This is a genomic window from Streptomyces sp. NPDC013157, from assembly GCF_042899865.1.
GTDB lineage: Bacteria > Actinomycetota > Actinomycetes > Streptomycetales > Streptomycetaceae > Streptomyces.
Map to the genome: position 1 here is coordinate 36057 of NZ_JBIBAK010000030.1, position 26862 is coordinate 62918.

Here is a 26862-nt window from a genome sequence, read left to right on the forward strand (position 1 = left end):
CGATGGTGTCACCGTTTCCGCGGGGGTAAGAAGCACGTATCGAGCCTCCCACCTGCCGGTGGACCGCACACCCGGTCACCGGCTCAACCGGCCGCACGGACACCGTTCCCGGACCGGCAGTCCCGGCAGCGTCCGGGGTCCGGCGCTCGGAACGCCCGCTCGCAGCCGTCGCAGGTCTGGAAGCGCGCGACGGTCGGGCGGTCTGTGACGCGCTCGGACCGGAGTGGGGGCGGGGCAGGGAGGGGCGTCTCGCGCAGGCGGAAGGCGAGGATGCCTGCCGGGCGGGTGCGGAGCCGGTCGGGCAGCCCTGCGGTGAGGAACTCGGTGAGTCTGGGAGCGTCGACGCCTGCCGCGAGCCATTCGGAGACTGCCGGCGCGAGTCGTGCGGCCTCCTGCGCGGAGAGGATCAGGCGCGGATCGACGCGGCGCAGTGTGGTGAGTACGGCGACGGCTCGCGGGTCGGCATCGGCGAGCGACGCCGGGGACTCCGCTTCGGCAGCCGGTTCGGGAGTGTGCTCAGCGGCTTGCCGGGGCACCGGCGCGCTCGCGGGCTGTTCCCGGGGGCGGCGGGTCTTCGGCGGTTCGGGCGGCTCCGGGCCGGGATCGCCGCCGGGTACGTCGTGGAAGAACGTCCGGGTGCGGACCTGCCCGGTGGACGTCCGCTCGCGGCGGCGTTCCAGGTATCCGGCCGCTTCCAGTTCCCTGAGTGCCCGCGAGATCAGGATCTCGCCCTCGGTGAAGTGCTCGCAGAGGGCGGCGATGCTCACCGGTGAACCGTCGTGCAGGGAGAGGACGTAGGCCGCGACGCCGACCGTGACCGCGCTGCCGCGCCGTTGCGCGAGGGCGTTGGAGATCACGGTGAAGCCGGCGGTGAGCCGGGTGCGGACGTGGATCACGCCGGAGGCCGGAGCTCCGGCGCCGGTGCGCGAGGGCGCGTTAGACTGCGGGTCAGCCATCGGGAAGCGATCTCTTCCTGATCGGTCAGGCCCTCGTTCGGGATTGCCGTCCCGGCCGGGGGCCGTATCTGTTTGCGGTTGTCGCGGTGAACGTAACGGCCCGCATCCCGAGCCTGCAAGCCGGTCACCCGGACGGGTGACGCGCGCCGCGCGGCCGGGGAGGGTGGGTGGGCGGGTAGTTCTTTCCCCCGGTTCTTTGGGGAGGTCAGCGGCCCGCCGGGCCCTCGCGGACAAGGTTCCGGCGGACCGGGAGGCGTGCCGTGGCCGGGGCCCGGCGGACTCAGACGCGGTGGCGCCGACCGGCCTTCAACTTGCCTATGAAAGCTGCCCAGGAGCCGGCCTCGAAGATCAGTGCGGGTCCGTCAGGGCTCTTGCTGTCCCGGACGGGGACGGCGCCGGGGAAAGCGTCGGCCACCTCCACGCAGTCGCCCCCCTCCTGATTGCTGTAGCTGCTCTTGCGCCAGGCGGCGCCGTTCAGATCGGGACGGGACCTTCGCTCCACGGTGGTTGTCCTCCATCACGGATCGGATCATGCCGAGCGACATGAGCGGGGGCAGAGCTGCCGCCCGCAGCCGATCGTAGGTCAGCGCGAAACTCCTGACCTCGTCCGGATCCTCGACGAGTTGGCCGTAGTGCGCGCCCTCCGTGTAGGCGGCTTCCGAGTCGTCCGGCATGGTCAGAACGGTGAGCGAGCCGCCCATCACGTCGTGCTCGCCCTGATCGAACGGCAGTACCTGCACGGTGACTTGGCGCTCCGCTGCGGCATCGAGCAGCCGCTCCAACTGGTCACGCATGACCTCCGGGCCGCCGACCGGACGCCTCAGCACCGCCTCGTCGAGAACGACCCACAGTTCCGGCCGATCGGCCGCACCGAGCCGTTCCTGGCGGCCGAGACGCGCGGTGACCCTCTCCTCCAACTGCTCCTTGCTGCCCAGCGTTCGACCGACGCTCAGCACCGCCCGCGCGTAGTCCTCGGTCTGCAACAGGCCGGGCACCACATGTGCCGCGTACTGCCGGATGACCACGGCCCGCTCCGAGTACGCCATGAACTTCCGCGACCAGTCCGGAAACGCCTCCCTGTACACGTACGGCCACAGCTCGACCAGCAACTCGTCCGCACCCAGCGCCGTGTCCAGCGCCCGCGCGAGCTCCCGTGTCGGTCTCGCCCCGGAGGCCCGCTCGATCTGTGTGATCCGGGTGCTCACCACGTGTACCGCGGCGCCGAGTTCGGCCTGGGTCAGGCCGGCGTCCGTACGCAGTCTCCGTACCCGCGAACCGAACAGCGCCGCCATCGACGTACTGGGGTCGATTCCGTTGGCCAAGGCGTCACTTCCATCCCTTACGAACCCAGAAGTAAGGCTGCGTCACCTTTCGAGCGTAGGGCGCCGGGGCGACTCTTGGACACGGAACGTGATGTCTCGCGTACAGGGCGGGACATCCAGGCTCGACAGGCAAGGACGGGCAGGCAGTGCTGACAGCGATGGTCGAATCACACTCTTTCGCGGGGCAGTTCGCGTCCTCACCGCGGGGCGCCCGGCACGCTCGGCGCCACGCCGTCCGTTGCCTGGAGGGGTGGGGATTTCCTCCGGCGTCGGACGCGTCGTGCGCGGTCGCCCTCGTGGTGGGCGAACTCGCCGCGAACGCGGTGCGGCACGGCAGGGTGCCGGGGCGCGACTTCGGGCTGAGGCTCGCCCTCGACACCGCGGCGGGCCTCGTCCGTGTCGAGGTCGTGGACGCCGCATCCGGGAAGAGGCCGCCCGCCGCCGTGCCCTCGTCCTTTCCCGAGGGGGAGTCGGGCCGCGGTCTGCTCCTGGTGGATGCCCTGGCCCTGCGGTGGGGGGTGACGCCTCGTCACCCCGTGGGCAAGACGGTGTGGGCGCAGGTGCCCGTCGCCTCGCCGTGACCGGGGTGGCCGCCGGGCCCGGTCACGTCCGGCGAACCGTGTCCTGGTCGTCGACCGGGGCGGCCGGGGCCGGCAGGGCGAGGGGCTGCTCGGGGCGGCGCGTCCGGCGGGTGAGGCGGCGGGCCAGGGGTTCGGTGTAGCGGGCGGTGAGGGGGCCGAGGACGACGAGGATGAGGACGTAGGCGGTGGCCAGGGGGCCCAGGGAGGGTTCGATGCCGGCGGTGACGGCGAGGCCCGCGATGACGATGGAGAACTCGCCGCGGGCGACCAGGGTGCCGCCCGCCCGCCAGCGGCCCTTGGCCGAGATCCCGGCGCGTTTCGCGGCCCAGTAGCCGGTGGCGATCTTCGTCAGCGTGGTGACGGCCGCCAGGGCGAGCGCGGGCAGCAGCACCGGCGGGATGCTCGACGGGTCGGTGTGCAGGCCGAAGAAGACGAAGAAGACGGCGGCGAACAGGTCGCGGAGGGGAGCGAGGAGGAGGTGGGCGCCCTCGGCCACCTCGCCGGAGAGGGCGATGCCGACCAGGAAGGCGCCCACCGCGGCGGAGACCTGCAGTTTCTGCGCGATGCCCGCGACCAGCAGGGTCAGGCCGAGCACCACCAGGAGCAGCTTCTCCGAGTCGTCGCTGGAGACGAACCGGGAGATGTGCCTGCCGTACCGGACGGCGATCAGCAGGACCAGCCCGGCGACCCCGAGGGCGACCGCCAGCGTCAGGCTGCCCGCCGCCAGGCCGGCGCCCGCCAGCAGCGCGGTGATGATCGGCAGGTAGACGGCCATGGAGAGGTCCTCCAGGACCAGGATGCTCAGGATCACCGGGGTCTCCCGGTTGCCGAGCCGTCCCAGGTCCCCGAGCACCTTCGCGATCACCCCGGACGAGGAGATCCAGGTGACGCCGGCCAGCACCACGGCCGCCACCGGACCCCAGCCGAGCAGCAGGGCCATCGCGGCGCCGGGCAGCGCGTTCAGCGCGGCGTCGACCAGGCCCGCCGGGTACTGCGTCCTGAGGTTGGAGACGAGATCGCTGGCGGTGTACTCCAGGCCCAGCATGAGGAGCAGGAGTACGACGCCGATCTCGGCGCCGATCGCGACGAACTCCTCGCTGGTGCCGAGCGGGTAGAGCCCGCCCTCGCCGAAGGCGAGCCCGGCCAGCAGGTAGAGGGGGATGGGCGAGAAGCGGAGGCGCCCGGCGAGCCGGCCCAGCAGGCCGAGGCCGAGGATGATCGCACCGAACTCGATCAGGAACACGGCGGAGTCGTGCACGGCGGCCTCACTCCCGCCCGAGTATGGAGGCGGCCGCGTCGACGCCCTCACGGGTGCCGATGACGATGAGCGTGTCGCCGCCCGCCAGGCGGAAACCGGGCGTGGGGGAGGGGACCGCCTCGGCGCGGCGCAGCACGGCGACGATGGACACCCCCGTCTCGGTCCGCATCCGTGTCTCGCCGAGCAGCCGGCCGTTCCAGTACGAGGTGGCGGGGAGTTCGATCCGCTCGGCCACCAGCCCCAGGTCGGTGGTGGAGAGCAGGTTCGGGCTGTGGTGCGTCGGCATCAGCGCGTCGATGAGGGCCGCCGTCTCCCCCGAGGACAGCCGCAGCGACAGGGCGCAGGCGTCGGGGTCGTCCCGGTGGTAGGCGCTCAGGATCCGTGAACCGTCCCGGTGCGCGACCACGGACACCCGGCCCTGCTCGCGCGTGGCGAGGTCGTAACGCACCCCGATTCCCGGCAACGGCGTCCTGCTCAGACGTGGAGCCCCCAAGGCTGTCTCCCCTGTCTCGTCGTCTCGTCCCGCTGGGTCTTTGCCCTTTCTTTAACAACACCCTAGCGGGGAGGCGGAGGAGACGGGGGGACGGGCCGGGCAGGGGGGAGCGGTCAGGAGAGCGGTCAGGACGGGTAGGGGACGTAGCAGTCCAGGGCCGGGTGGTACAGCACGTGCCAGGTACGGCCCTCGACGACCCCGCTCGCCGGCAGGCCGTGGCAGGTCTGGATCCACTCGATCTTCTTCTGCATGACCGTGCCGTAGACCCCGTCGGTGGTGAGCCTGGGCGGCTGCCCGCCCCACGCGTTGCTGAGGCACTGCGCCTGCCTGACCGCGGCTCCGGTGGCGCCGTATCCGAGCGTCGGCCGGTAGTCCGCCGCCACGTAGGAACATGCCGGGCCGGAGGCGGCCGCCGCGGTGTGGGGCAGCGCGGGGCCCAGGGCGACGGCCGCGCCCAGCAGCGCGGCCGAAGTGAGCAGTCGGTTCCGTCTCATGCCCGCTCCTCAGGGCCGACTCGACTTCCGACCATGGTCGCGCGCGGGCGGTGACCTCCGCGAGTCGGGAGCCGGCGGTCACCTGGAGCCGGGGACGCCCGCCATCTCCGGTGCTTCCGCCGTCTCCGCGGCCCCGCGGCGGGCCGAGCGCCGGTCGCGTACGGCGGTGAGCGCGCCGAGCAGCGTCATGGCCAGGCAGCCGAGCAGGACGACGGTGGACGACGCCTTCAGCATCGCAAGCCCGGACCCGGTGAGCAGCACGACCAGGGCCCAGCGCACCGTGGATCCGGCGACCCGGCTGGAGACGAGGGAGCCGAGCAGCACCCCGGGAACGGCACCGATCAGGAGCGTCGCCGCGAGCCCCAGGTCGGCGTCGCCGACGAGCAGGTGGCCGAGGGCGGCCGCGGCCACCATGGGGATGGCCTGCACCAGGTCCGTGCCGACGAGATGGTTGGCCCTGAGCCGCGGATGGGCCAGCATCAGCATCACGATGATCAGGGAGCCCGAGCCGACCGAGGTCATCCCGACGATCACCCCGCCCACCAGCCCGATGAGCAGGGTGGCCACGGGCCGTACGGGAACGTGCGCGTCCTCGCCGGCCGAACCGTCCGGGCCGTCGGCGGCGGTGCGGCGGTGGTCGAGCCACATCCGGGCGAGCATGCCGGCGACGGCGAGCATCAGCGCCGTACCGACGACGTACTTGACGCGCTGCTGAAGGTCGTCACCGTCGCCGAGCGCCCGGAGCAGGAACACCCCGCCGAAGGCGGCCGGGACGGCGGTCGGCAGCAGCCAGCGCACGATGTCCCAGCGGACGGTCCCGGCCCGCTGGTGGACCAGCGCGCCGAACGGCTTCATGAACACGGACGCGGCCAGGTCGCTGCCGATGGCCGCGGTGGGATTCACCCCGAACACCATGACCATGATCGGCGTCATGAGCGCTCCGCCGCCCATGCCGGTGAGCCCCACGGCGAAGCCGACCAGGGCTCCCGCGATGACGATCGGAACGGTGGAATCCATGGTGGGGGACCTTAGACACCTTTCCTATGGGAAAGGTATGGAACCGCGTCCCGTCCCCGCTGAAACCGGGCTGAAGCCGGGCTGAACCGCCGTGGCCGCACGCTCTGCGGCATGACGACGAACGAACACGAACGCCGAGACGAACGCGAACTCGCGATCGCGGCCACCGGGCTGCGCAAGGCCTACGGGGACAAGACCGTCCTCGACGGCATCGACATCCGGGTGCCGGCCGGCACGGTCTTCTCGCTCCTCGGGCCGAACGGCGCGGGCAAGACCACCGCGGTCAACATCCTGTCCACCCTGATCTCCGCCGACGCCGGCACCGCCCGGATCGCCGGGCACGACCTCACCGCCGAGGCCCAGAAGGTACGGGCCGCCATCGGGGTCACCGGCCAGTTCTCCGCCGTGGACGGACTGATCACCGGCGAGGAGAACATGCTCCTCATGGCCGACCTGCACCACCTCTCCAAGCCGGAGGGACGGCAGGTCACCGCCGACCTGCTGGAGCGCTTCGACCTCACCGAGGCCGCGAGGAAGCCCGCCTCCACCTACTCCGGCGGCATGAAGCGCCGCCTCGACATCGCCATGACCCTGGTCGGCCGCCCGCGCATCATCTTCCTCGACGAGCCGACCACCGGACTCGACCCGCGCTCCCGCCACACCATGTGGCAGATCATCCGCGAGCTGGTCTCCGGCGGCACCACCGTCTTCCTCACCACCCAGTACCTGGACGAGGCCGACCAGCTCGCCGACCGCATCGCGGTGCTCAACGGCGGCCGGCTCGTCGCCGAGGGCAGCGCCGGGGAGCTGAAGCGGCTGGTGCCCGGCGGTCACGTACGGCTGCGGTTCTCCGACCCGGCGGCCTACGAACGGGCGGCGACCGAACTGCGCGAGACCACCCGGGACGACGAGGCCCTCGCCCTGCAGATCCCCAGCGGCGGCACCCAGCGCGAGCTGCGCGCCATCCTCGACTGGCTCGACGCCGCCGGCATCGAGGCCGACGAACTCTCCGTGCACACCCCCGACCTGGACGACGTGTTCTTCGCCCTGACGGGCAACCCCATGGCTTCGACCGACAAGGAGACCGTCCGATGAGCACCGCTTCCCACGCCCTCCGCGACAACCTCACCATGCTGCGGCGCAACCTCCTGCACGCCCGCCGCTACCCCTCCCTCACCCTCAACCTCCTGCTCACCCCGGTCATCCTGCTGCTCCTGTTCGTCTACGTCTTCGGCAACGTGATGAGCGCCGGCATCACCGGCGGCCACGCCGACCGGTCCGAGTACGTCGCCTACCTCGTCCCCGGCATCCTCTTCCTGACCGCCGCCATGACCTCGCTCGGCACCGCCGTGTCCGTGGCCACCGACATGACCGAGGGCATCATGGCCCGGTTCCGCACCATGGCGATCTCCCGCGCCTCGGTGCTGATCGGACACGTGGTCGGCAGTGTGATCCAGACGATGATGGCCCTGGTCCTGGTCCTGGGCATCGGACTTGCGATCGGGTTCCGGCCCGACGCGTCGCCGGTGGAGTGGCTCGCCGCGGCCGGGCTGATGGCCCTGGTCAGCCTCGCGCTGACCTGGCTCGCGGTCGGCATCGGCCTGATCAGCCCCAACGCCGAGGGCGCCAGCAACATCGGGACGCCGCTGGTGATGCTGCCGTTCCTGTCCAGCGCGTTCGTCCCGGTGGACGCCATGCCGGGCTGGTTCCGCTGGTTCGCCGAGTACCAGCCGTTCTCGCCCTTCATCGAGACCCTGCGCGGTCTGCTGCTGGGCAGCGGGATCGGCACGAGGAACGCGCTGCTCGCCGTCGGCTGGGGCCTCGGGCTGACCGTGCTCGGCTACCTGTGGTCCAAGGCCCGGTTCAGCCGCGAGCCCCGGCAGTGACCTCGTGCAGCGCCTGCCGGGCCGCCGCCCGCAACTGATCCCGCCCCAGGGCCGCGTACCCCGACCTCGCGTCGGTGTACGCGGCCCCGTCCGCGTTCTCGGCCGCCTGCCGGGACCTGGCCGAGGAGAGGGTGGGCAGGTCCCGCATCACCGGCAGCACCTCCGCCAGCGCCAGCAGCCGTACCGCCGCCGTGTCGCCCCGGGCCAGCCCGGCATGGCCGAGCGCGAGCAGCACCGAGCCGTAGACCGGCAGTTCCAGCAGGTCCCCGGCGCCGGAAGCGTCGTCGGACAGCATCCCGAGCAGGCGGTCCCGCAGGTGCCGGGCGAGCTCGGCCACCGGCTCGAGCCGGCCGTGCTGGGCGTGCGCGGCGAGCGCGGCCGCCTGCACCTGGAGCGACCACGAGTCCAGGAAGGGATCGTCCGGGGTCAGCGCACCGGCCTCCCGGATCCCGGCCGCCGCCTGCCGCCACAGGCCGAGGCCGACCTCGGTCAGCCCCCGGGCCAGCGCGATCTCCGCCCGGGCCTGCAGCAGTTCGGGGCTGAAGGCCTGGGCGGCCTCCGGCTGCCGGTCCGGGGCGGCCCGGCCCAGCCAGTACTCCGCCTCCTCGACCTCCCCGCGCTGCAGGCAGGCGGAGACCAGCCCGTAGCGGACGCCGATCGCGTCCGACCAGGTACCGGCCTCACTGAGCGCGTCGGCGGCCCGGAGATGGTCGTACGCCTCCGCGCCGCGCTCCGTCTTGAGGCACAGCTCGCCGATCCGGCCGTGGCTGAGCAGCGTCATGACCGGATTGCCGAGCGGCCCCACCGCCGCGAGCATCCGGCGCGCGTAGCGGAGCGCGCGTTCCGTCTCGTACGCGGACTCCCACAGGTAGCTGGCGACACCCGCCGCGAGGCCCGCCAGCAGGGGCTCGTCGGCGTCGCACAGCTCCTCCAGCTGTGCGTACCCGGGCGGGCGCATGTCCGGGACCGCGCACAGCACGACGGCCAGGGCCCGCGGCACGGTGTCCGCCGGGGCGGGCGGCAGGCGGCGCAGCGTGACGAGCTGGCGTACGGCGTGCGGGCCGTAGCCCATGAAGAGACCGGCCGCGCACACCGCCGCCGCGCTCCGGGCCGTCTCCACGTCCTCGGGGTGCTCGGCTCCCGGGCGGAAGTGGGACAGCGGAACGCCGGTCTCGGCGGCGAGGGTGACGAACCGGGTGTAGCTGTTGCCGACCGACCACAGGGAGGCCAGGACGGCTGTGACGGCGGCGGTGGCGGGCCCGTCGGCGCGGGCCAGGGCGTGCCGCAGCGCGAGGACCAGGTTGTCCTGCTCGGCCCGGACCCGGTCGAAGGAGTCCGGCGCCTCGGTGCCGTACATCCCGGCGTGGTGGGCCCGGCCGAAGTCCCGGGCCCAGGCGAGGAACCGGCCCGTGACGGCCTCGTCCTCACCCGCCTCCGCCCGCCGGGCGGCGCCGAACTCCCGCAGCGTCTCCAGCATGTGGAACCGCACCCCGGCGGCGCTCTCGCCGACCTTGACCAGGGACTGTCCGGCCAGCTGCTCCAGCAGGTCCATCGCGTCGCCGTCCCCGTCGGCGGCCCCGCCGGAGCCGAGCACGTACTCCGCCGCCGTCACGTCGAAGCCCCCGGGGAACACCGACAGCGCGCGCAGGGCCGCCCGTCCCTCCGGCTCCAGCAGGTTCCAGCTCCACTCGACCACGGCCCGCAGCGTGCGATGCCGCTCGGGGGCGTCCCGGGCACCGCCGCGCAGCAGCGCGAAACGGTCCCGCAGCCGGTGCGCGATGTCGGCCACGGAGAGCACCCGCACCCGGGCCGCGGCCAGCTCCACCGCCAGCGGCAGCCCGTCCAGGTGCCGGCAGATCTCGGCGACGCGGTCGGCGGGCAGCTCCACCCCGGGCCGGGCGGCCCGCGCCCGCTGCCCGAAGAGCTCGACGGAGGTCGCCAGGGACAGCTCCGGCAGGGCGTACACGGACTCCGAGGTCAGCCCGAGCGGGGCCCGGCTGGTGGCCAGGACGCGCAGCTCCTTCGACCGTGACACCAGCCCCTGTACGAGGGCGGAGGCGCCGGCCACCACGTGCTCGCAGTTGTCGAGGACCAGCAGCGCGGGGCCCGGACCCAGCGCGGCGACGATCCCGCTCACCGCGTCCTTGCCGCCGCCCGGGAGCCGGCCGCCCTCGCCGCCGCCGACGGCCGAGGCGACCTCGTCCGCCACGTCGTCGTCGGTGACCCCGGCCAGGGTCACGAAGTGGACGACGGACTGTTCGGCCGCCCGGCTCACCGCGTGCGAGAGACGGGTCTTGCCGAGCCCGCCGGGGCCGACCACGGTGACCACCCGGGCGCCGCGCAGCAGCCCGGCCACGGCGGCGATGTCGGCGTCCCGCCCCAGCAGCGGGTTCGGTTCGTGCGGCACCCCGTGCCGGACCGGCGCCGCCTCCGCGCTCAGCAACTCCTGGTGCACGGCCCGGAGCCGGGCCCCCGGATCACTGCCCAGCTCGTCCCGGAGCCGGCGCCGGTAGCCGTCGTACCGGGTCAGCGCCGCGGCCCGCCCCGCGCCGGCGGCCTCGCAGCGCAGCAGCTCCGCCAGCACCTCCTCGTCCCGGGGCAGCTCCCGGTTCAGCTCGGTCAGCGGTGCGGTGGCCTCCGCCCGCCGGCCCAGCCGGGCGAGCGCGAGGGCGTGCGAGCGCACCAGCGCCCGGTACGCCCGCAGCCGCTCGGCCCGCAACGCCGCCACCGGGTCGTGCAGTTCCTCGTCCGCCCCGGCGCCCACGCTCCCGTCCCACAGCGCCAGCCCCGCCTCGGCCCGCGCCAGGGCGCCCTCGTGGTCCCCGGCCCGCGCCCGCTCGGCGGCGGCCGCCTCGTGCACGAGCAGCGCGGAACTGTCGACCTGGGTCTCGTCCAGCCCCAGCCGGTACCCCGTCGGCGTGCTCACGACCAGCTCGGCACCCAGCTGCGACCTGAGCCGGGACACCAGGATCTGCACCGCCTTGCCCGGCCGCTCCGGCAGCTCGTCCGGCCACAGCCCCTCCACCAGCCGCCCGGTGCTGCAGCCGGTGCGCAGGTCCGCGGCGAGCAGTGCCAGCAGCCCGCGCAGCCGCGGCGCGGTGATCTCCCGCCCCCGGCACGCGACTCGGGGCAGCAGGGTCAACTCGGGGGTCTCGGTCACCCGTGCAGACTAGGCGGGTCCGGCGAAGTCCGCTCCGGTTCTGCAGCGCCCCGTAAGGGGCGCTGGGGGTACCCAGCCGAAGGCTGGGGGAGGAACTGCGCGACCAGCCCCCACGGTGCCGCACCGGACACACGGCCTATCGCGCCCCTGCTTTCGCGGTCGAGGCCCGCCCGAAGGTCCGCTCGAAGGACGCCGACGCGGCCTCCTCGCGCCACTGCAGCGCAGCCTTCGCGCTCGCGTCGAGCAGGGCCCGGCACTCCGCGCCCGGCGCCCGCCCGCTGCCGGGAAGCTGCCCGGCGCAGGCGGCGGCCGGCCGGTAGCCGCCGCGGGTGGGGTTGCCCCGCCACAGGCTCTCGCCCGGGAGGAAGGCGTACTCCAGCGAGGCCCGGGCCAGGTCCTTGAGCTCCGGGTACGTCAGGCCGTAGGTCTCGGCGGCGTACTGGTACTCGTGGCTGATGTCGGTGCGGGAGACACCGGGGTCGTCGGTGGCCAGGACGACCGGCACCCCGTAGGACCGGTAGGTGTCGAAGGGGTGTGCGGCCCCCCGCACGCCGAGGATCTGGGCGTTGCTGGTGAAGGGCACCTCGACGGCGATCCGCCGGGCGGCCATCGTGCGGGCCGTCCGCTGCCAGTCGTCCTCGTGGCGGAGGTCGACGCCGTGCCCGACGCGCTCGGCGCCGGCGATGTCCACGGCCTCCCGGACGTGGAACCGGAGGTCCTCGGGGTCGACCAGGCCGGGCCGCAACTCGCCCGCGTGCAGGGTGACATGGGCGCTCGGGTAGACCGTGTGCAGGAACCTCACCATGCGCATCTGCACGGTGTAGTCGGCCAGCGCGACGGGCCCGTCCTCGGGCTGGACGAGGTTGACGGCGAGGAAGCGGGGGTCGGTCTCGGCGAGTCGCATGCCGAGGGCCAGCTCGGTGAAGACGCGTTCGCGGGACTCGCCGCGGAAGGCCTGGTAGACGTAGCGCACGGTGAGCCGGCAGCCGGGGCGGGGCCGGTCGGTGCCGCAGCGGGCGGCGGCCCGGAACCCGGCTTCGGCCTCGTCCGTCGCCCGGCGCGCCTCGGCGACCACCTCGTCGAGGCGGCCGTCCGCCACGAGCCTCGCGTACATCTCGGGGAGGTCGGGGTCCCAGCCGACCTCGTCGGCCAGCTGCTCGGCGCGGTCGGAGGCCGGGTTGACCATGGTCTCCAGGTAGAACTGGTGCTGCGCCGCCACCGAGTCGGCGACCTCGGCGAGCACCTTGCCCGGGTGGCGCGCGGGCACCAGCCCGAACGTGTCGAACGTGGCGAAGAAGTGGTCGTGGCCGCTTCGGTCCGGCGGGAAGCCGTACATGGACCAGGCCCGCAGGATCGCCTCGCGGAAGTCACGGTCGCCGCGGGCGTCGGCGGCCGGCCGGGTGCCGGGGCCGCAGGGCGGTACGACGGCGGTCAGCGTCGCCGTGTCGATGCACAGCCCGTCCCCGGCGGCGAGCGCGATCAGGTACTCCGTCCTGACCGCGCCGAAGAGGTGGTTGTGCAGGTCGCCGCCCTTGGGCAGCTTCAGGAAGAACCTGCGCAGGGCCCGGGGGTCCGGGGCCTGCGCCCGCAGCGATGCCAGGTACGCGTCCGTGCGGGCCTCGGCATCCGTCAGGGAGCGTGGGCCGGCGTGGGGTTCTCGGGACGGCCGGGGGAGCGCGGCTGCGGGTGGTGCGGCCGACAGGCAGGCCAGGAGGCAGCAGCAGAGCAGGGTCAGGGCCGCGGCGAGGGCGCGGGCGGGGCCCGGGTGCGGGGCGGTGGCTGCGACGGCGGGCGCCGTGCGGCGTGGGTGGCCGGCGGGGCGAGCGCCGTCGTAGGTCGTCACGGACCGATGATCATCAAGTCGGCCCGGTCCCGGCCGGACAGCCACGCGGCACGCACCGCAGAGCCACCCGGGCGGGCGCAGCACCGTCCGGTGGCCGCGGTGCGGGTCAGCGGCCGGCGAGCGGGCGGTCCGCCGTGACGACGTAGTAGTCCAGCAGGCCGTCGCGGTAGGCCGGCAGGAAGTTGCGCGGCCACTGCACGGGCAGGTCGATGCCGGCGAGGAAGCGGTCCAGGCCCGGCCAGACGTGGTCGCCGATCGACTCGGCCCGTACGCCGGTCAGGCCGGCGCTGCCGAGGGCGTCGAGCAGGGACCCCAGCGGGTGGGCCACGTCCAGGCCGGACGCGAAGCTCTCCAGCCGCGCGGCCAGTTCCCCGCCCGCGTCCTCGGCGCCGGCCGGCAGGAAGAAGCTGGTGACGGCCAGCCGGCCGCCGGGCCGCAGCACGCGGGCGGCCTCGCGGGCGAACGCGGTCAGGTCGCGGAAGTGCTGGGCGGCCTCCACCGAGTACAGCCGGTCGAAGCCGCCGTCCTCGAACGGCATCCGCTCCGCCGCCCCGTGCGCGAAACCGAGGCGTTCCGGCGCCCGGGCGAGCAGCCCGGCGTTGGTCCGGCGGGCCCGTTCCAGTTGCTCGGGGTGGATGTCCAGACCGGTCACGGCGGCGAAACCGAACTCCTCCAGCGCGAGCGCGGCGCCGACCCCCAGCCCGCAGCCGACCTCGACGGCACGGGCGTCCGCCCCGTCGAGGGCCCCGAACACGAGACGGTAGAGGTCGCGCTGGCTGCGTACCCGGTCCTCGGCGGTCAGCGGACGGTCGAGCGGGATCCCGGCCCAGTGCCCGAAGTTGATGAACCCGCCCGCGAACGCCGGTGCGGAGCTGAGGTCCTGCGGCCCGTAGACGGCACGCACGGCGGGCGCGACGGCGAGGTCGCGGCTGCGGTCCACGTGATCTCCTTCTGCACGATCGCGGTCTCCACGGTCACGGATGGTGTTCGCTGTGCGGATGCTCGTGCCCCTCCTGATGCTCCCCGCGGTGTCCGTCCGGCGAACCCCCCATCATCCGCAGCATCGCCCGGCCGCCGGTGCGCAGGAACCGTACGACCAGCGCGGCGGCCAGCAGCAGGAAGACGATGTTGAGGTACGTGGTGTAGTTCCAGCTGATCCCCTCGTCGGGGATCTTCGCGTCGGCCTGGTCGGGGATCAGCCCGAGGCCCCCGAAGACGAGTTCCACCACATAGCCGGCCACCACGATCGAGGCGTAGAAGGTGCCCAGCAGGAACGCGGCGGTCCGGGCGCCGTAGTACTTCCGGTAGATGTTGAGGATCGGCAGGATCAGCAGGTCGGCGTAGATGAAGGCGATGACACCGCCGAAGCTGATGCCCCCTTTCCAGAGCACCACGGCCAGCGGCACGTTGCCGATGGAGCAGACGAACGACACGATGGCCACCACGGGACCGATCAGCGGTCCCGTCACCTTGGCCGCGAGCGGATGGCCGGCCAGGAAGAAGCTCTGCCAGAAGTCGTCCGGCACCCAGGCGGCGATCGCCCCGGCGATCAGCAGCCCCGCCACCAGGTCGCGCAGGATCGCCGCCCACTCCATGACGAAGATGTGCGAGACGGACGTGAACCCGTCCCGGGAGAACAGCCGGCGGACGAAACCGCCCTCGCCGCCCACGGACATGTCCATCGCCGCGTGCCCCTCCATCGAGCCCGCCAGCCCGCGCTCGGCCTGCTCCCGCGCCTGTCGCAGCAGCCGTTCGCGCAGCAGCACGCGGAAGAGCACGGCGAGGACGACGATCATGACCGGGCCGCCGACGAACTCCGCGGCGGTGAACTGCCACCCCATCAGCAGGGCCAGGATCACGCCCAGTTCGATCACGAGGTTGGTGGAGGCGATCTCGAAGGCCATGGCCGCGGTGAAGTCGGCGCCCTTGCGGAACAGGGAGCGGGCGAGCGCGACGGCGGCGTAGGAACAGGACGAGGAAGCGGCGCCGAATCCCGCGGAGATCGCGAGCGTACGGGGCCGGTCGTCCCCGAGCAGCCGTACGACCGTCTCGCGGCGCACCACCGCCTGCACGACCGCGGAGAGTGTGAAGCCGAGGATCAGCGCCCAGGTGATCTCCCAGGTCATCGACCCGGCGATGGAGAGCGCGTGCCCGACCGCGTGCATGGTGTCCGCCCTTCGCAGATGACCGAGACCATCTGTATATACCCCCCCAGGGTATGAGGCCAAGGGGGCCACGGAATCCGGGTGGTACGCATGGCGCCCGTCCGTGCCGGCGGCAGTAGACTCCGGCTGCCGTTCCGGCTGCCTCGGCTGAGTGGGGCTTCGGGGGTCTTCGGCGGTCTTCGGGGGGAGCCCACATGGTCTGGCCGTGGTCGCGTCGTGGGCGGGCGGCCCCGCCGCTCCCGCTGCCCGGCCCGTGCGGGCACCGGCGGCACACCCTGCGGACGGAGCGCCTCCTGCTCTACTCCCCGGAGACGATGCTGGACCTCCTCGCCGCGGCGGCCGCCGCCTCGGACCCGCAGGCGCAGCGATGGCTCGGCTGGGGCGTGCGCGACCTCGTCGGCCCGCGCCACCGCAAGGACCTGCTCCGGCTGCGCCCCGGTGACACCGACGCGCTACGAGCGTCCGAAATGGCCGTGCGCCTGCTGGCCATGCCCTACGAGCCCCGCCCCGGCGGGGGGGAAATACTGATCGGCGTCCGTCTGGACGACGGCAGATACGCCGGGTCCACGGGGCTGGACCCCGCCACCGGGGAGGTCGGCGGATGGCTGGCGCCGCACGCCCGCGGCCTGGGGCTCGGCACCGAACTGTTCCGGGCCGCCGTGCTCCTCGGCCACGCCCACCTGGGACTTCAGACGCTGCGGGCCGGATACGAACCGGCGAACAGGGCGAGTGGCCGGGCCCTGGCGAACGCCGGCTTCGTGGCGGCCGTCGGACCGCCACGCCACACCCTCCCGGACGGCCGCGAGATCGAGGCACGTTGGCTCCGGCACACGTCGACGGTCCCGCTCGGCCGCTGCCACGGCGCCGCCCCGCTACCTGCGTGAGCCGCACCCCGGGCAGAAGGCCGCACCGTCCGGCACCACCGCGGAGCACGACGAACACCGCTCGGACTGGGCCAGGTGGTAACCGCAGCCCGAGCAGAACGCGGCACCGTGCGTCTCGGTGCGGCACTGCGGGCAGACCAACTGGCGGGGCGTGCTGGGGTCGTAGCCCTGCCCGGCCTGCTGCCCGGCCGCGTACGCCCGCTGCGAGGCCATGTCGTTGAGGCCGCGCTGCTGGGCCGCCATCGCCTCGGCTGCCGTGTCCGGAGCGCAGCGCAGGCACAGGCCCTGAGCCGCGTTCCAGCAGCGGCCGCACACGTAGTCGGTGCAGCGCGCGCAGCGGTTGAAGTGCCCCTGCGCGTTGTTGATCGCCCGCTGGAACGCCTCGTCGCGGGAGCGCCCGTAGCCGGCCCCCGCCAGCCCGTCGGCCGCCGACGTCAGCCCGGTGCCGGTCCGGCCGAGCAGTCCCCATGCCACGTCGACGCCCTTGCGGAGCCAGGTGGCGGCCCGTTCCCCGGTGTACGGCTCGAACGGTGAGCGCCAGGTGTCGTAGCAGCGCGAGCAGGAGAACTCGAACTGGAACCCGGCACCCGTCCCGTTCCGCTCGCACAGGTCCCGGTAGTTGTTGCTGAAGTAGATCTCGGCGCTCATGTGGTCCCCCCACAGGTCAGGCCATCGGCACACATGCCGTACGACGCAGGGGAAACGGTACTGGTTCTGGCCAAGGCGGCCGAGTTCAGGCCATGGCCCGAGACGGCTGCCCCGGGCCTATCAGCCGACGGCCACCAGGAGCCACCGCGGGTCGGCGTGCGAGATGAAGGCCGGCGAAGGTCTGCCGGTTCTCGCCGATCTCGGTGTCGTAACCGTCCCTGGTGTGCAGCCGCACGGCCGACTTCAGGCCGAAGGCGTCGACGCGGGTGGTGTTGCCGTTGAGGACGTTGGCGCCGGCCGTGAACTCGAGGCCGGGCGTTCCCCGGCCCTCACATCGTCGCCGTACCGCCGCCGGTGAGCCCCGGAGCCAGCCCCGGGAACCAGAACACGGCGACGGCCAGGGCGATCGAGGTGATCCCCACGGCACGGGCCACCAGGTGGCCGGCCGGAGCCAGCTTCTCGGCGGTGATCACGGCGGTCAGGACCACCATGGCCCACAGGTTCATCACGCCGAACGCGGTCAGCAGCACCATCAGCGACCAGCAGCAGCCCAGGCAGAAGGCCCCGTGGTGGGTCCCGGCACGCAGATCGCGGGAGCGCCCCGGGTACGCGGCATAGCGCAGCATCTGCCCCACCGGCGAGCGGCACTTCGCCAGGCAGCGGTCCTTGAGGGGCGTGAGCTGGTAGACGCCGCCGACGACGAAAACGGCCGCGGCCACCGCGGTCCCGGTCGCGGCGGGGAGGCCCCCCACCCGGCCCAGGCCGGTGGCCAGCGCGTACGCCGGCAGTCCGGCCGCGGCCCAGACGAGCAGGTAGGCGACCGTGAAGACGATCATGCGCGGTGTCCGGTGCACCGTGATGGTGCGTGCGTACAGTGCGGCGACGGGCGCCGTGCCGGGCAGCATCATCGCGGCCATCATCAGGGTCCACACCGCGAGGAAGGCGGGCAGGCCCAGGCCCATCGTGCCCGGCATCGCCCGGGTGCCGCCCCAGCGCGTCACCATCCAGACCCAGGCGGCGGCCGCCGCGACCAGGAGCAGTCCTGCGGGGGCCGTCCCGCCACGGACGGTGACCGGCCGACCGGTCACGCGGACCACGCGAAGGGCGCCGAGTGGCCGTTGCCACCGGAGAAGTCCCAGGACCGGCCGTACACGCCACCGCCCCTCGCCCGGACGGACCGGGCGACGGACAGCGTGCTGTTCGCCGGGTGGAACATGCCGGTCAGGTGCATCACCGGACCGTCCTCGCCGAACTGCGGGGCGACCTGGTCCTCGATCTCGATGTCGATGACCTCGCCCACCCGAGCGGTGTGGCGGCGCCCGTCGTCGAGGTACTCGATGGGAACGCGCTCCACGCCGAGCACCTTGCCGATGAGCGGCGCGAGAGCCGCCATCGGCCCGCCGGCCTCACCGGAGAAGACCCTGCCCAGGGCCTCCGCCTGGCCGTCGTCGGCCGAGGCGTCGAGGTACAGCGCCACCTGCCAGCCGCCGTCGGCCATCACCCGGGGGGCGTCGATGAAGACGGCGACGCTGCGGTCGGAGACGTCCACGCCGTCCACGCTCCCGCTGTCCACGTGGAACGCGAAGGTCACCCGGCAGCGCTCGTGGTCGGCGGGCGCGGTCAGACCCGAGGTCGTACAGGGACAGACCACCTCGCAGTTGCAACTCTCCAGATACGTGCCGTTCAGAGTCCAGGGCATGTCTCTACCTCCCCTTCGGCGAAGGGAATGCCGCTGGAGGGCCCGTTCCATCCGGTACCGCTCTCCCCTTCAGGCTATTCCCGACGCCCCCCGTCGCGCAGATCCACCGCCGGCCGGGCGGCCCGCACAGCGGTCTGCGCCTCGGTGAGGGTCAGCTCAGTGAGGGTCAGCGGGTCGCCGTGGAGTGGAGGTGGTTGAGGGCGGAGATCACGGTGGTGCTGCGGTGCCAGACCAGCCAGCGGCCGACCTGCCTGCCGAGCTGGTCGAGCGCCGCCGACTGGGCGGGGGTGAGGTGGTGCAGGGGCTGGTCGTGGTGGGAGGAGACCATGCCGATGACGGCGCCTCTGGGGCTGAGCAGAGGAACGCTGTGGCAGGCACGGCTGCCCGTCTGCAGGATCGCGCGCCGGGAGGCTTCGTCGAAGGTGTCGGAGGCGGCGACGTCCTCGACGGTGACCTGCCGGATCTCCTCCGCGGCCTGCGCGCAGGACGTGGTGGAGGTGTCGACGAAGGTGAAGTAGTCGGTGAAGCGCCCGTTCAGCCCGGTGTGGTGTTCCATGCGCAGCATGCCGTTCTGCACCAGTTGCACGTTGCCCATCTCGGCACCGGTGATGCGCAGGGTGCGGTCCAGGGCGGTCTTGAGGACGGCACTGTCGTCGGCGAGCCGGCGCTCGTCGCCGCGCAGGGCGGGCAGCGGCGGAGCCGCCGGACGCGGTCGGCTCGGCACCCAGCTGGAGGCGCCCGGTAGCGGGGCGGGCAGGTGGACGGCCGTCTCGGCGAGGGTGTGCAGTTTGACGTTGAACCGCTGGGAGGCACGGCGCAGCAGGTCGAACGCCTCCTGCTCCGAGGAGAGCCGGTACGAGGAGACGAGGAGCCGCTCGGCCCGGGCGACACCCGCACGCGCCAGTCTCCTGTTCCGCGCGTCGATCGCCTGCTGCTCGGCGTCCTGGGACCCACGCTCTCCCGGACGGAGCGCAGGCGTACCGGAATTCTCAGTCATATGAGCAACTCACCTCTTGATCTGCCCCAACCACCCACATGCCGCTCTGCCGCGGTTGTGCCCCACCACGTCTTCCCGCTTCCCCCACGGGCATGTCCGCCTGTGGCATGCGCCACCCGGAGCCGGTGCCCCCACGGCACGGTGCCGACCGGTGCGCCTCCCGCTCGACGCCTGGGCAGAGCTGCCGGGGCGGCCGCACCGAACTCCCCGACAGGCCTGCCGGCCGACGGCGGTGAACCACTCGTAGCCTGGCCCGCCGCAGGTGCGGCAGCACGCACCGCGGAGGCACTCCGTCGGCCACGAGGGGAACGCGACATGAGGGACACCATCGGGCTGCTGCACCCCGGCAGCCTGGGATCCGCCTTCGGGGCCCAGCTGCGAGCCCGCGGCCACACCGTGCTGTGGTCTCGTCTCCCGCTCCGACGTGCTGCTCTCCCTGTGCCCTCCTGCCGCAGCGGAGGAGACTGCAGACCCCGTCGAACGCCTTGACCAGGCCGTCCGTGGCGTCTGCAACAGCGGGCGCCGCCACCAGGTGTTCCAGGCCGGCGGCCCGCTGGGCGTCGAAGTGTCCTGCCGTATGAGGGACACGGCGTCCGATACCTGCTGACTCAACAAAGTGGCCGAAGTGCAGCCGACTGCGGCGGGGATGCTGTCCTTGACCGCAGCGGCGGCCAGTTGTGGTCCCCGCAACCCGCTGGGCGCTTCAGGACGGGTAGGGCACGTAACAGTCCAGGGCCGGGTGGTAGAGCACCTGCCAGGTGCGACCCTCGATGACGCCGCTTTGGGGCAGACCGTGGCAGACCTGGATCCACTCGATCTTCTTCAGCATGCCGGTGTCGTAGACCCCGTCGACGGCGAGCTTGGGCGGCCGGCCTCCCCACGCGTTGCTGAGGCACTGGGCCTGCCGGACCGCCGCTCCGGTATCGCCGTAGGTGATCGTGGTGCGGAAGTCCGAGGACACGTAGGAACAGGCAGCCGAGGCGGGGGCGGCTGCGGCGGCGTGGGGGACCATGAGGCCGAGTCCTGCGGCTGCGCACACTGCCGCAGCCGATGTGAGTCGGTTCGGTCCCATGCTCACTCCTTCGGAAGCGGTACCTGCCCATGATCCCGCGCTGACGGCGACACCCGCGACTTGTGGTCGGCGCGTCCTGAAAGAGATGGACGCGGTGGAGAACGACGGCGGCCGTTCTCCACCAGTCGCCGAGGCGATCGACGCAGGCGACGGCCCCCGCTACGCCGTCACGAGTTTCGGCGTTTGTGCGGTCAGGCATCCGGTGCGGGCCAGAGCGGCGACCGCGGCCGCGCACCCCAGCCCGGTCGCGGTGAGGGCCGTCCAGGGCAGCCAGAGCGCGTCGTGCTGCCGGGCCAAGTCCCAGAGGGCGCCGGTGGCGAGGTTGCCCAGGGTGATGCCGAGGCCCGAGACGGTGTTGTAGAGGCCGTAGTGGGTGGCGACGAGGCGGTCACCGGACAGGGCGACGACCGTGTCCATTTCGAAGGGGTAGACCACCGCGGATCCGGCCGCCAGCAGGACCACGGCCACGATCAGCGAGGTGAGTACGGCTGTGGCGGAGCCGCGCGGGCTGAGGGCGAGGGGGACGAACGCGAGCCCCATCGCCGCCAACCCGCGTACCAGAGCCTCGCTCGGCTGCCAGCGTTGCCTGGCCCAGCCGGTGAGCCGTAGTTGGCCGGCGACGGCGATGGCAGCGGAGACGACGAACAGACCGCTGGTGACCGTCGTGCCGTTCGCCCCGAGGGCGTCCGTCGCCGCGAGCGGCAGGGCGAGGTAGACCTGGAAGGTCAGGACGTACGAGCCGATCATCGCGGCGGAGAAAAGGAGGAAGGGACGGTTGGCGGTGACCGTTCGCCACTGGGTGAGGACCTTTTCCCGGTTGGTGGTGGTCGTGCGGCTCTGATGGCCGGGAAGCGCGCGCCGTTGCAGGAGCGTGAGTGCGGCGAAGATGGCCGCGGCGACCGTGCAGACGAGGCGGAAGTCGGCGGCCAGGAGGGCGAGTCCGACCAGGGGGCCGAGGAGCATGCCGGCCTGGTAGTAGACGTTGAAGGTGGCGAAGGCGTCCACGCGCCGCTCGCCCGCCGCCGCGGCGAGGTAGGCACGCACGGCCGGGTTGAAGAGGGCGCCGGCGAAGCCGGTGGCGGCGGACGCGGCGATGAGGGCGGGGAGGTTGTCGACCCAGCCGAGGAGGCCGAAGCCGACGGTGCGCAGCAGGCAGCCGATCACGATCGGTGTCTTGTAGCCGAAGCGGTCGGCGATGGTTCCGCCGATGAGGAACATGCCCTGCTGGGAGAAGTTGCGTACGCCCAGGACGAGGCCGACCGCCCAGGCGGCCAGGCCGAGGCCGCCGGACAGGTGGGCGGCCAGGTAGGGCATGAGCATGTAGAAACCGAGGTTGATGGCGAACTGGTTGGCCATCAGCAGGCGTGCGGCGGGTGGGAAGGAGTGCGTCTGGTGCCAGAGGGTCTTCATCGGGCGGCTCCGGCGAGGGCGCGCCGCCCGGCGGCGGAGAGCGGGCTGGTGATCTGGGTGCAGCGGGTCCAGCGGGTGACGACCCGGTCGTCGGGGTGGGCGATCTCGTCGGGGTCGTCGGTGGGCGGATGGCCGAGCAACTGGTGTTCTCGGCAGTAGGCGTCGTCGAAGACGGTGCCGACGTAGCGCTGGGGGCCGTCGGGGAAGACGGCGACGATCCGGTCTTCGGCGGGCAGTGTGCGGGCCAGCCAGCGGGCGACGACCGCGACCGCGCCGACGCTCCAGCCGCCGGTGGCGTAGTGGTCGCGGGCCAGGCGGCGGGCGGCCCACACCGCCTCCGGCGCGGCGATCCAGTGGACCTCGTCGAAGAGGTCGTAGGCGACGTTGCCGGGGTAGATGCTGCTGCCCAGGCCGCGCATCAGGCGGGGTGCGGCGGGCTGGCCGAAGATGGTCGAACCGGTGGTGTCCACGCCGACGACGCGCAGGCGGGGGAAGTAGCCGCGCAGCACGGAGGCGGTGCCGGCGGAGTGGCCGCCGGTGCCGACGGAGACGACGAGGGTGTCGATGCGGCCGAGCTGGGCGACGAGTTCGTGGGCGAGCGGGGCGTAGGCGGCGATGTTGTCGGGGTTGTTGTACTGGTCGGGGCACCAGGCGTCCGGTTGTGCGGCGAGGAGTTCCGCGACGCGCCTGCGGCGTGCTTCCTGCCAGCCCCCGGTGGGGTGCGGGGTGCCGACGAGGTCGACCTCGGCGCCGTACGCGGTGAGCAGCCCGGTCATCAGGGGTTCCATGCCGGGGTCGGTGACCACGGTGACGGGGTGTCCGTGGATGGCTCCGGCGAGGGCCAGTCCGAGGCCGAGGGTGCCGGAGGTGGACTCGACGATGCGGGCGCCCGGGGTGAGCTGTCCGCGTTCGCGGGCGGCGCGGACCATGTGCAGGGCGGTGCGGTCCTTGATGCCACCGGGGTTGTGGCCTTCGAGCTTGGCCCAGAAGCCGCGGCCCGCAGCGGTGAAGGGGGCGCCGATCCACAGGACGGGGGTGTCGCCGACCAGGCCGGCGGGGGTGTGCATCGGGCGTTTGGCGTGGGCCAGTAGCTGGGCTGGGGACATGGGCACGGTGATGCGGGTGGTGTGGTTCATGGCGTGCTTCTCCTGCGGCCGGCGCAGAGAATGCGGGCCGGCCGTGTGTCGGGGGAAGAGGCGGAGGTGCTCGGCTGCACGCCGCGGTCGCGAGTCGGAGCGCGGCGGCGGGGCCGGTCAGGTCCGCCACACGCCGAGACGGGCCCGCGTCCCTCCCGGGGAGGCCGCGTCGGGGGCAGGGCGCGCATGCCGAGGGGCCGGACGTGCGAGCGGCAGCGGCGCGCCGTGATGCTGGGCGGGCGGGTCGCCGTGGACCGTGTCAGGGAGGGCCAGGGCCACGTCGCGCGGCGGCTGAAGCGTCGGCTCGTCCGAGCCGCAGCAGTGCGCCGTCCCCTCCTGCCCGGGAGCTGTCTGCCGAGCGGTCGTCCGATGCGCCTGCCCGGGCGCCGGTGTGCAGCTCGCCGATGAGGTCAGCAGCAGGGTGTCGGCTCGCCCCGACGGGTCGCCGTTCGGTCCGTGCGCGCAGTCCAGGACGTGCAGGAGCGCGGCCAGCAACAGCAGGAGCACCGCTCCGGTCCGTGCCACGGAGCGGCTGCCGCCAAAGACCGAGCCAGCCCTCATGAACACACAGCGTAATCGCGTGAGTGCATAAGGTTCTTGTCAAACCTCGGGGTCGCCACCCGGCGTCAGCAGCGCACAGAGGCCGATATCCCGCCGCGGCCGGTGTCCGTACGCGCCTCTGGCAGACACCCGTGCGGGCAAATCCCGTTGCCGTCGATCACTGCATCGGATGAAGCCGGACTCCAATCGGCCGCAGCCGGACCCGGCGGCCGGCGGCCAGGGGTTCCCCGTCGGGAGGACACCAGGAGGTCCCGATGCGGCGCAACCCTCGCACGGCCAGCCCCGCGGCAGCCCGCAGCCCGCAGCCTGGGTGCCGTTGTGCTTCTGGCCCTCCTGGCTCTCCTGCACGCGTCGTTCAGCCCTGGCTCGTCACACCTGCCCGCTCTCGACTTGGACAGCTGCCGGACGCATCTGGTCTGCGAGGAGATGACGGACTTCGACGGCTGCTACGCCGAGATGTCGGTCGACGACCACCTGGTGTCGGTGGCCCGGTCCATGAAGACGGCCTACGAGGTGTACGGCGACGGCCTCGGGCTTCTTCTGGCCGTGAAGGGTAAGGAATCCCAACCGGCCTGTCTGCGTTGGCGCGCAGGCAGGTCGGCTCCTCGGCTCGCTCGGCAGACACGTTGCCTCGGTGATCGGGCCGAGCGGCTGCTGGAGGAGCCGAGTGGTCCCGGAGCCAGGCACATGAGACTTTGCTGCCCTCCCCCGGCGCAGGCACACCGTGAACCCGAAAGGCGCTGCTCGAAACCTCACAGGCTGAGGTGAGCACGGTGATGTAGGGGAATGGCGGCTGGGCTTTCATGTCCCTGCGGGGGACAGCGCTGCTCGGCCTCCCCACCCGCCTTTCGCGGTCGTTCACGGGGCGAGGGAGAAGTAGTTCTCCTCCTCCTGGGTGAAGTGCAGGCGCAGGACGGTGTTGAGGCCGTAGAGGCAGGAGCGGAGGTCGTCGAGTTGCTCGGCGGAGAGGCCCCCGTCCGCGTGGGCCAGTTGCAGGTGGGTGGCGATGCGGCGCGAGAGGCGTTCGATCTCGGTGTGGGCGCGGCTCATGGTGGCGGTGGCCTCGGGGCCGCCGAGGGTGGGGGCGAGGGCGGGGTAGAGCTCGTGCTCCTCCGCGTACTCGTGCGGCAGCAGCCGATCGGTGAGCAGACGGTGGGTCTCCTCCACCGCGGTCAGGGCCGTTGGGCCGGAGCTGTCGGACAGGCGGTCGGCTGCGTCGCGCACCGATTCCAGGACGTCCTGGAGTTCGTCGTGTTCGGCGGCGAAGCGGTGGATGAGGGCTTCGGCAGCGGGGGTGAGGGCCGGGTGCGCGGCTCGGCCGACGCGCAGTGCGCGCAGGGCGTTGAGGATGACAGCGGCGTCGATGCCCTCTTGGAGCAGGGCGCCGGCGGCCGGCGGAAGGAGTCCGGCCGCGGCTGCGGCCATGGCGGCCAGGGACATCAGCATGCCGCCGAGGGCGCTCTGTACGGCGATGTGGCGGGCCCGTTGGGCGATGGTGACGGCGTCGGCGAGGCGGTCGACGCGGTCGGTGGTCAGGACGATGTCGGCCGCTTCGGAGGAGGCGGTGGACCCGCGTGCGCCCATGGCGACGCCTATGTCGGCGGCGGCGAGGGCGGGGGCGTCGTTGACGCCGTCGCCGACCATGACGGTGACCGCACGTTCGCGTTCGGCGCGTACGGCGGCGACCTTGTCGGCCGGGCCGAGTTCGGCGCGCACGTCGTCCAGGCCGAGGACGGCGGCGACCTCATGGGCGGGTGCGGCGCGGTCGCCGGTGAGCATCAGCAGCCGTTCGATGCCCGCCGCTCGCAGGTGGCGCAGGGTGCGGGGCGCGTCGTGGCGGAGAGGGTCGCGCAGCAGGACTGCGCCGGCCGGCTGTCCGTCGACGGTGAGCCAGGCGACAGCCGCACCGTCGAGGAGCGCGCGGTTGTCGACCGCATTCGCCCAGCCCGGCCGGGCGGTCGCCGCGCCCATACGGCCTACGGAGACCTGATGCCCCTCCACGCTTCCGGTGGCGCCCCGGCCGGGTTCCTCGGTGACGTCCGTCGGGACCGAGAGCGCCAGTCCGCGTTCGCGGGCTGTGTCGACGATGGCATGGGCGAGGACGTGCGGCGAGTACTGGTCGAGGGAGGCAGCGAGGCGCAGCACTTCTGCGGCTTTGACGTCGGGCGCGGCGATCACGTCGAGGACGCGGGGGCGGCCGCGGGTGAGGGTGCCGGTCTTGTCCAGCAGGAGGGTGCGGGCTCGGCCGAGGTTCTCCAGTGCGCCGCCGTCCCGGATGACGACGCCGAGACGGGAGGCGCGCGAGAGGCCCGAAACGATCGCGACCGGGGCGGCCAGCAGCAAAGGGCAGGGGGTGGCGACCACCAGAACGGCGACAGCCCGTACCGCGGAGCCGCTGATCAGCCAGGCCAGGCCCGCCACCGCCAGGGACAGCGGCAGGAACCAGGCCGCGTACCGGTCGGCCAGCCGTACGACGGGCGCGGACTCGGCGCCCGCCTGCCGGGCCAGTCGTACGATCCCGGCATAGGTGCTGTCCTGCTCGGTGGCCGTGGCGCGCAGTTCGAAAGCGCCACCGGCGTTGACGACGCCGCTGCGCACCGTCTCGTCGCGGGCCCGCTCGACCTGGAGGGCCTCACCGGTGAGAACCGACTCGTCGAGGACGGCGGCGTCGCTCTCCAGCCGGCCGTCGACGGGAACGACCTCGCCGGGACCGACGATGAGCAGGTCACCGACGGCGACCTCGGCCAGCGGCACCGAGGCCACACCGGCGTCGGTGCGGCGGCGCGCGGAGCGCGGTGCGTGCTCCAGCAGGGCCCGCAGGTCGTGGGAGGCGCGCCGCTGGGCGGCGGCTTCCAGGGTGCGGCCGGTGGCCAGCATCAGCGCGATCAGTGCACCGGCGAGGTATTCGTGGACGGCCAGGGTGCCGCCGAGCGCGAGCACGGCGATGAGGTCCACGCCCGCGTGCCCGTGCCGCAGGGCGACGAGCACCCATGCCACGGCGGGGACGACGGCGGAGAGGGTGCCCAGCCCCCAGAAGAGGTCGGCGAGGTCGCCTGCTCCCGTGAGCCAGGCGATGCCGCCGGCTGTCAGCGCCGCCGCGGTGACGGCCAGGAGGACGGGTTCGAGCCGTGGCGACCCGATTGCCGAGGTCAAGCGGCGCAGCTGCGCTGTGAACGTGCGGTGGGTCATGGCGTACCTCGGTCCGTCCGGCGCGGCGATCCTGAAACCGGTTCCTCTCCATCACAAAGCGCCGCTGGGTGTCCACGGCAGGGGTCGTCCG

24 protein-coding genes are annotated in these 26862 nt (G+C 73.0%); 4 read left to right on the forward strand and 20 right to left on the reverse strand.

All coding sequences use genetic code 11. The features are described from left to right. Positions 1 to 83: 83 nt before the first annotated feature. From ACFY6U_RS50125 to ACFY6U_RS50135, 3 genes are all read right to left on the reverse strand, one after another. Positions 84 to 956 (reverse strand): hypothetical protein, encoded by an 873-nt coding sequence (locus ACFY6U_RS50125; RefSeq protein ID WP_390049546.1) that lies wholly within the window; start codon positions 954 to 956, stop codon positions 84 to 86. A gap of 280 nt (positions 957 to 1236) precedes the next feature. Next, positions 1237 to 1377, reverse strand: a complete 141-nt coding sequence (locus tag ACFY6U_RS50130; protein ID WP_390049547.1) for a DUF397 domain-containing protein — start codon at positions 1375 to 1377, stop codon at positions 1237 to 1239. Continuing rightward, a complete protein-coding gene (locus ACFY6U_RS50135; RefSeq protein WP_390049623.1) occupies positions 1319 to 2248 on the reverse strand; it encodes a helix-turn-helix domain-containing protein in 930 nt (309 codons plus the stop codon). The genes ACFY6U_RS50130 and ACFY6U_RS50135 overlap by 59 nt, the downstream gene beginning before the upstream one ends. A 188-nt stretch (positions 2249 to 2436) precedes the next feature. Between ACFY6U_RS50135 and ACFY6U_RS50140 the strand changes: the two genes are divergently transcribed. Beyond that, positions 2437 to 2859: an ATP-binding protein gene (locus ACFY6U_RS50140; RefSeq protein ID WP_390049549.1), complete on the forward strand. Its 423-nt coding sequence runs from the start codon at positions 2437 to 2439 to the stop codon at positions 2857 to 2859. Positions 2860 to 2881: 22 nt separating this feature from the next. On the opposite strand, the gene ACFY6U_RS50145 is transcribed toward ACFY6U_RS50140, so the two are convergent. The 4 genes from ACFY6U_RS50145 to ACFY6U_RS50160 form a co-directional block, all read right to left on the reverse strand. Continuing rightward, complete coding sequence (locus ACFY6U_RS50145) at positions 2882 to 4117, reverse strand: cation:proton antiporter (RefSeq protein WP_390049550.1); 1236 nt, start codon at positions 4115 to 4117, stop codon at positions 2882 to 2884. A 7-nt stretch (positions 4118 to 4124) separates the two neighbouring features. Beyond that, positions 4125 to 4610 (reverse strand): cation:proton antiporter regulatory subunit, encoded by a 486-nt coding sequence (locus ACFY6U_RS50150; protein ID WP_390049552.1) that lies wholly within the window; start codon positions 4608 to 4610, stop codon positions 4125 to 4127. 125 nt (positions 4611 to 4735) lie between these two features. Next, positions 4736 to 5104 (reverse strand): peptidoglycan-binding protein, encoded by a 369-nt coding sequence (locus tag ACFY6U_RS50155; protein ID WP_390049554.1) that lies wholly within the window; start codon positions 5102 to 5104, stop codon positions 4736 to 4738. Between the two features lie 78 nt (positions 5105 to 5182). Beyond that, complete coding sequence (locus tag ACFY6U_RS50160; protein ID WP_390049556.1) at positions 5183 to 6121, reverse strand: sulfite exporter TauE/SafE family protein; 939 nt, start codon at positions 6119 to 6121, stop codon at positions 5183 to 5185. A gap of 111 nt (positions 6122 to 6232) precedes the next feature. Here ACFY6U_RS50160 and ACFY6U_RS50165 point away from each other — a divergent pair, with 111 nt between their 5' ends. Continuing rightward, positions 6233 to 7216: an ATP-binding cassette domain-containing protein gene (locus ACFY6U_RS50165; protein WP_390049558.1), complete on the forward strand. Its 984-nt coding sequence runs from the start codon at positions 6233 to 6235 to the stop codon at positions 7214 to 7216. After that, positions 7213 to 8007 (forward strand): ABC transporter permease, encoded by a 795-nt coding sequence (locus tag ACFY6U_RS50170; protein ID WP_390049560.1) that lies wholly within the window; start codon positions 7213 to 7215, stop codon positions 8005 to 8007. The genes ACFY6U_RS50165 and ACFY6U_RS50170 overlap by 4 nt, the downstream gene beginning before the upstream one ends. On the opposite strand, the gene ACFY6U_RS50175 is transcribed toward ACFY6U_RS50170, so the two are convergent. From ACFY6U_RS50175 to ACFY6U_RS50190, 4 genes are all read right to left on the reverse strand, one after another. Continuing rightward, on the reverse strand, positions 7985 to 11167 hold the full coding sequence (locus ACFY6U_RS50175) for an ATP-binding protein (RefSeq protein ID WP_390049562.1): 3183 nt from the start codon (positions 11165 to 11167) through the stop codon (positions 7985 to 7987). The genes ACFY6U_RS50170 and ACFY6U_RS50175 overlap by 23 nt on opposite strands. A gap of 136 nt (positions 11168 to 11303) precedes the next feature. Beyond that, positions 11304 to 12902, reverse strand: a complete 1599-nt coding sequence (locus ACFY6U_RS50180) for an adenosine deaminase (protein ID WP_390049625.1) — start codon at positions 12900 to 12902, stop codon at positions 11304 to 11306. 214 nt (positions 12903 to 13116) lie between these two features. Beyond that, on the reverse strand, positions 13117 to 13950 hold the full coding sequence (locus ACFY6U_RS50185) for a class I SAM-dependent methyltransferase (RefSeq protein WP_390049564.1): 834 nt from the start codon (positions 13948 to 13950) through the stop codon (positions 13117 to 13119). A gap of 34 nt (positions 13951 to 13984) precedes the next feature. Continuing rightward, positions 13985 to 15175, reverse strand: coding sequence for a permease (locus tag ACFY6U_RS50190; protein WP_390049566.1), 1191 nt, complete (start codon positions 15173 to 15175; stop codon positions 13985 to 13987). A gap of 194 nt (positions 15176 to 15369) precedes the next feature. Between ACFY6U_RS50190 and ACFY6U_RS50195 the strand changes: the two genes are divergently transcribed. Continuing rightward, positions 15370 to 16059: a GNAT family N-acetyltransferase gene (locus ACFY6U_RS50195; protein WP_390049568.1), complete on the forward strand. Its 690-nt coding sequence runs from the start codon at positions 15370 to 15372 to the stop codon at positions 16057 to 16059. Here ACFY6U_RS50195 and ACFY6U_RS50200 read toward each other — a convergent pair. From ACFY6U_RS50200 to ACFY6U_RS50240, 9 genes are all read right to left on the reverse strand, one after another. Then, complete coding sequence (locus ACFY6U_RS50200; RefSeq protein ID WP_390049570.1) at positions 16048 to 16707, reverse strand: zinc ribbon domain-containing protein; 660 nt, start codon at positions 16705 to 16707, stop codon at positions 16048 to 16050. The genes ACFY6U_RS50195 and ACFY6U_RS50200 overlap by 12 nt on opposite strands. A gap of 329 nt (positions 16708 to 17036) precedes the next feature. Then, positions 17037 to 17795, reverse strand: a complete 759-nt coding sequence (locus ACFY6U_RS50205) for a DUF2182 domain-containing protein (protein WP_390049572.1) — start codon at positions 17793 to 17795, stop codon at positions 17037 to 17039. Next, positions 17792 to 18406 (reverse strand): DUF1326 domain-containing protein, encoded by a 615-nt coding sequence (locus ACFY6U_RS50210; RefSeq protein WP_390049574.1) that lies wholly within the window; start codon positions 18404 to 18406, stop codon positions 17792 to 17794. Before ACFY6U_RS50210 ends, ACFY6U_RS50205 begins: the two co-directional genes overlap by 4 nt. A 166-nt stretch (positions 18407 to 18572) precedes the next feature. Continuing rightward, complete coding sequence (locus ACFY6U_RS50215; RefSeq protein WP_390049576.1) at positions 18573 to 19403, reverse strand: ANTAR domain-containing protein; 831 nt, start codon at positions 19401 to 19403, stop codon at positions 18573 to 18575. A 703-nt stretch (positions 19404 to 20106) separates the two neighbouring features. Further along, positions 20107 to 20415: a peptidoglycan-binding protein gene (locus tag ACFY6U_RS50220; protein WP_390049578.1), complete on the reverse strand. Its 309-nt coding sequence runs from the start codon at positions 20413 to 20415 to the stop codon at positions 20107 to 20109. Positions 20416 to 20634: 219 nt separating this feature from the next. Further along, positions 20635 to 21885 (reverse strand): MFS transporter, encoded by a 1251-nt coding sequence (locus tag ACFY6U_RS50225; RefSeq protein ID WP_390049580.1) that lies wholly within the window; start codon positions 21883 to 21885, stop codon positions 20635 to 20637. Then, positions 21882 to 23021, reverse strand: coding sequence for a PLP-dependent cysteine synthase family protein (locus tag ACFY6U_RS50230; protein WP_390049582.1), 1140 nt, complete (start codon positions 23019 to 23021; stop codon positions 21882 to 21884). The genes ACFY6U_RS50225 and ACFY6U_RS50230 overlap by 4 nt, the downstream gene beginning before the upstream one ends. Before the next feature lie 117 nt (positions 23022 to 23138). Beyond that, positions 23139 to 23582, reverse strand: coding sequence for a hypothetical protein (locus tag ACFY6U_RS50235; protein WP_390049584.1), 444 nt, complete (start codon positions 23580 to 23582; stop codon positions 23139 to 23141). 858 nt (positions 23583 to 24440) lie between these two features. Further along, the gene (locus ACFY6U_RS50240) at positions 24441 to 26771 is read right to left on the reverse strand and encodes a heavy metal translocating P-type ATPase (RefSeq protein ID WP_390049586.1); all 2331 of its coding nucleotides are present in this window, start codon (positions 26769 to 26771) and stop codon (positions 24441 to 24443) included. Positions 26772 to 26862 lie beyond the last annotated feature (91 nt).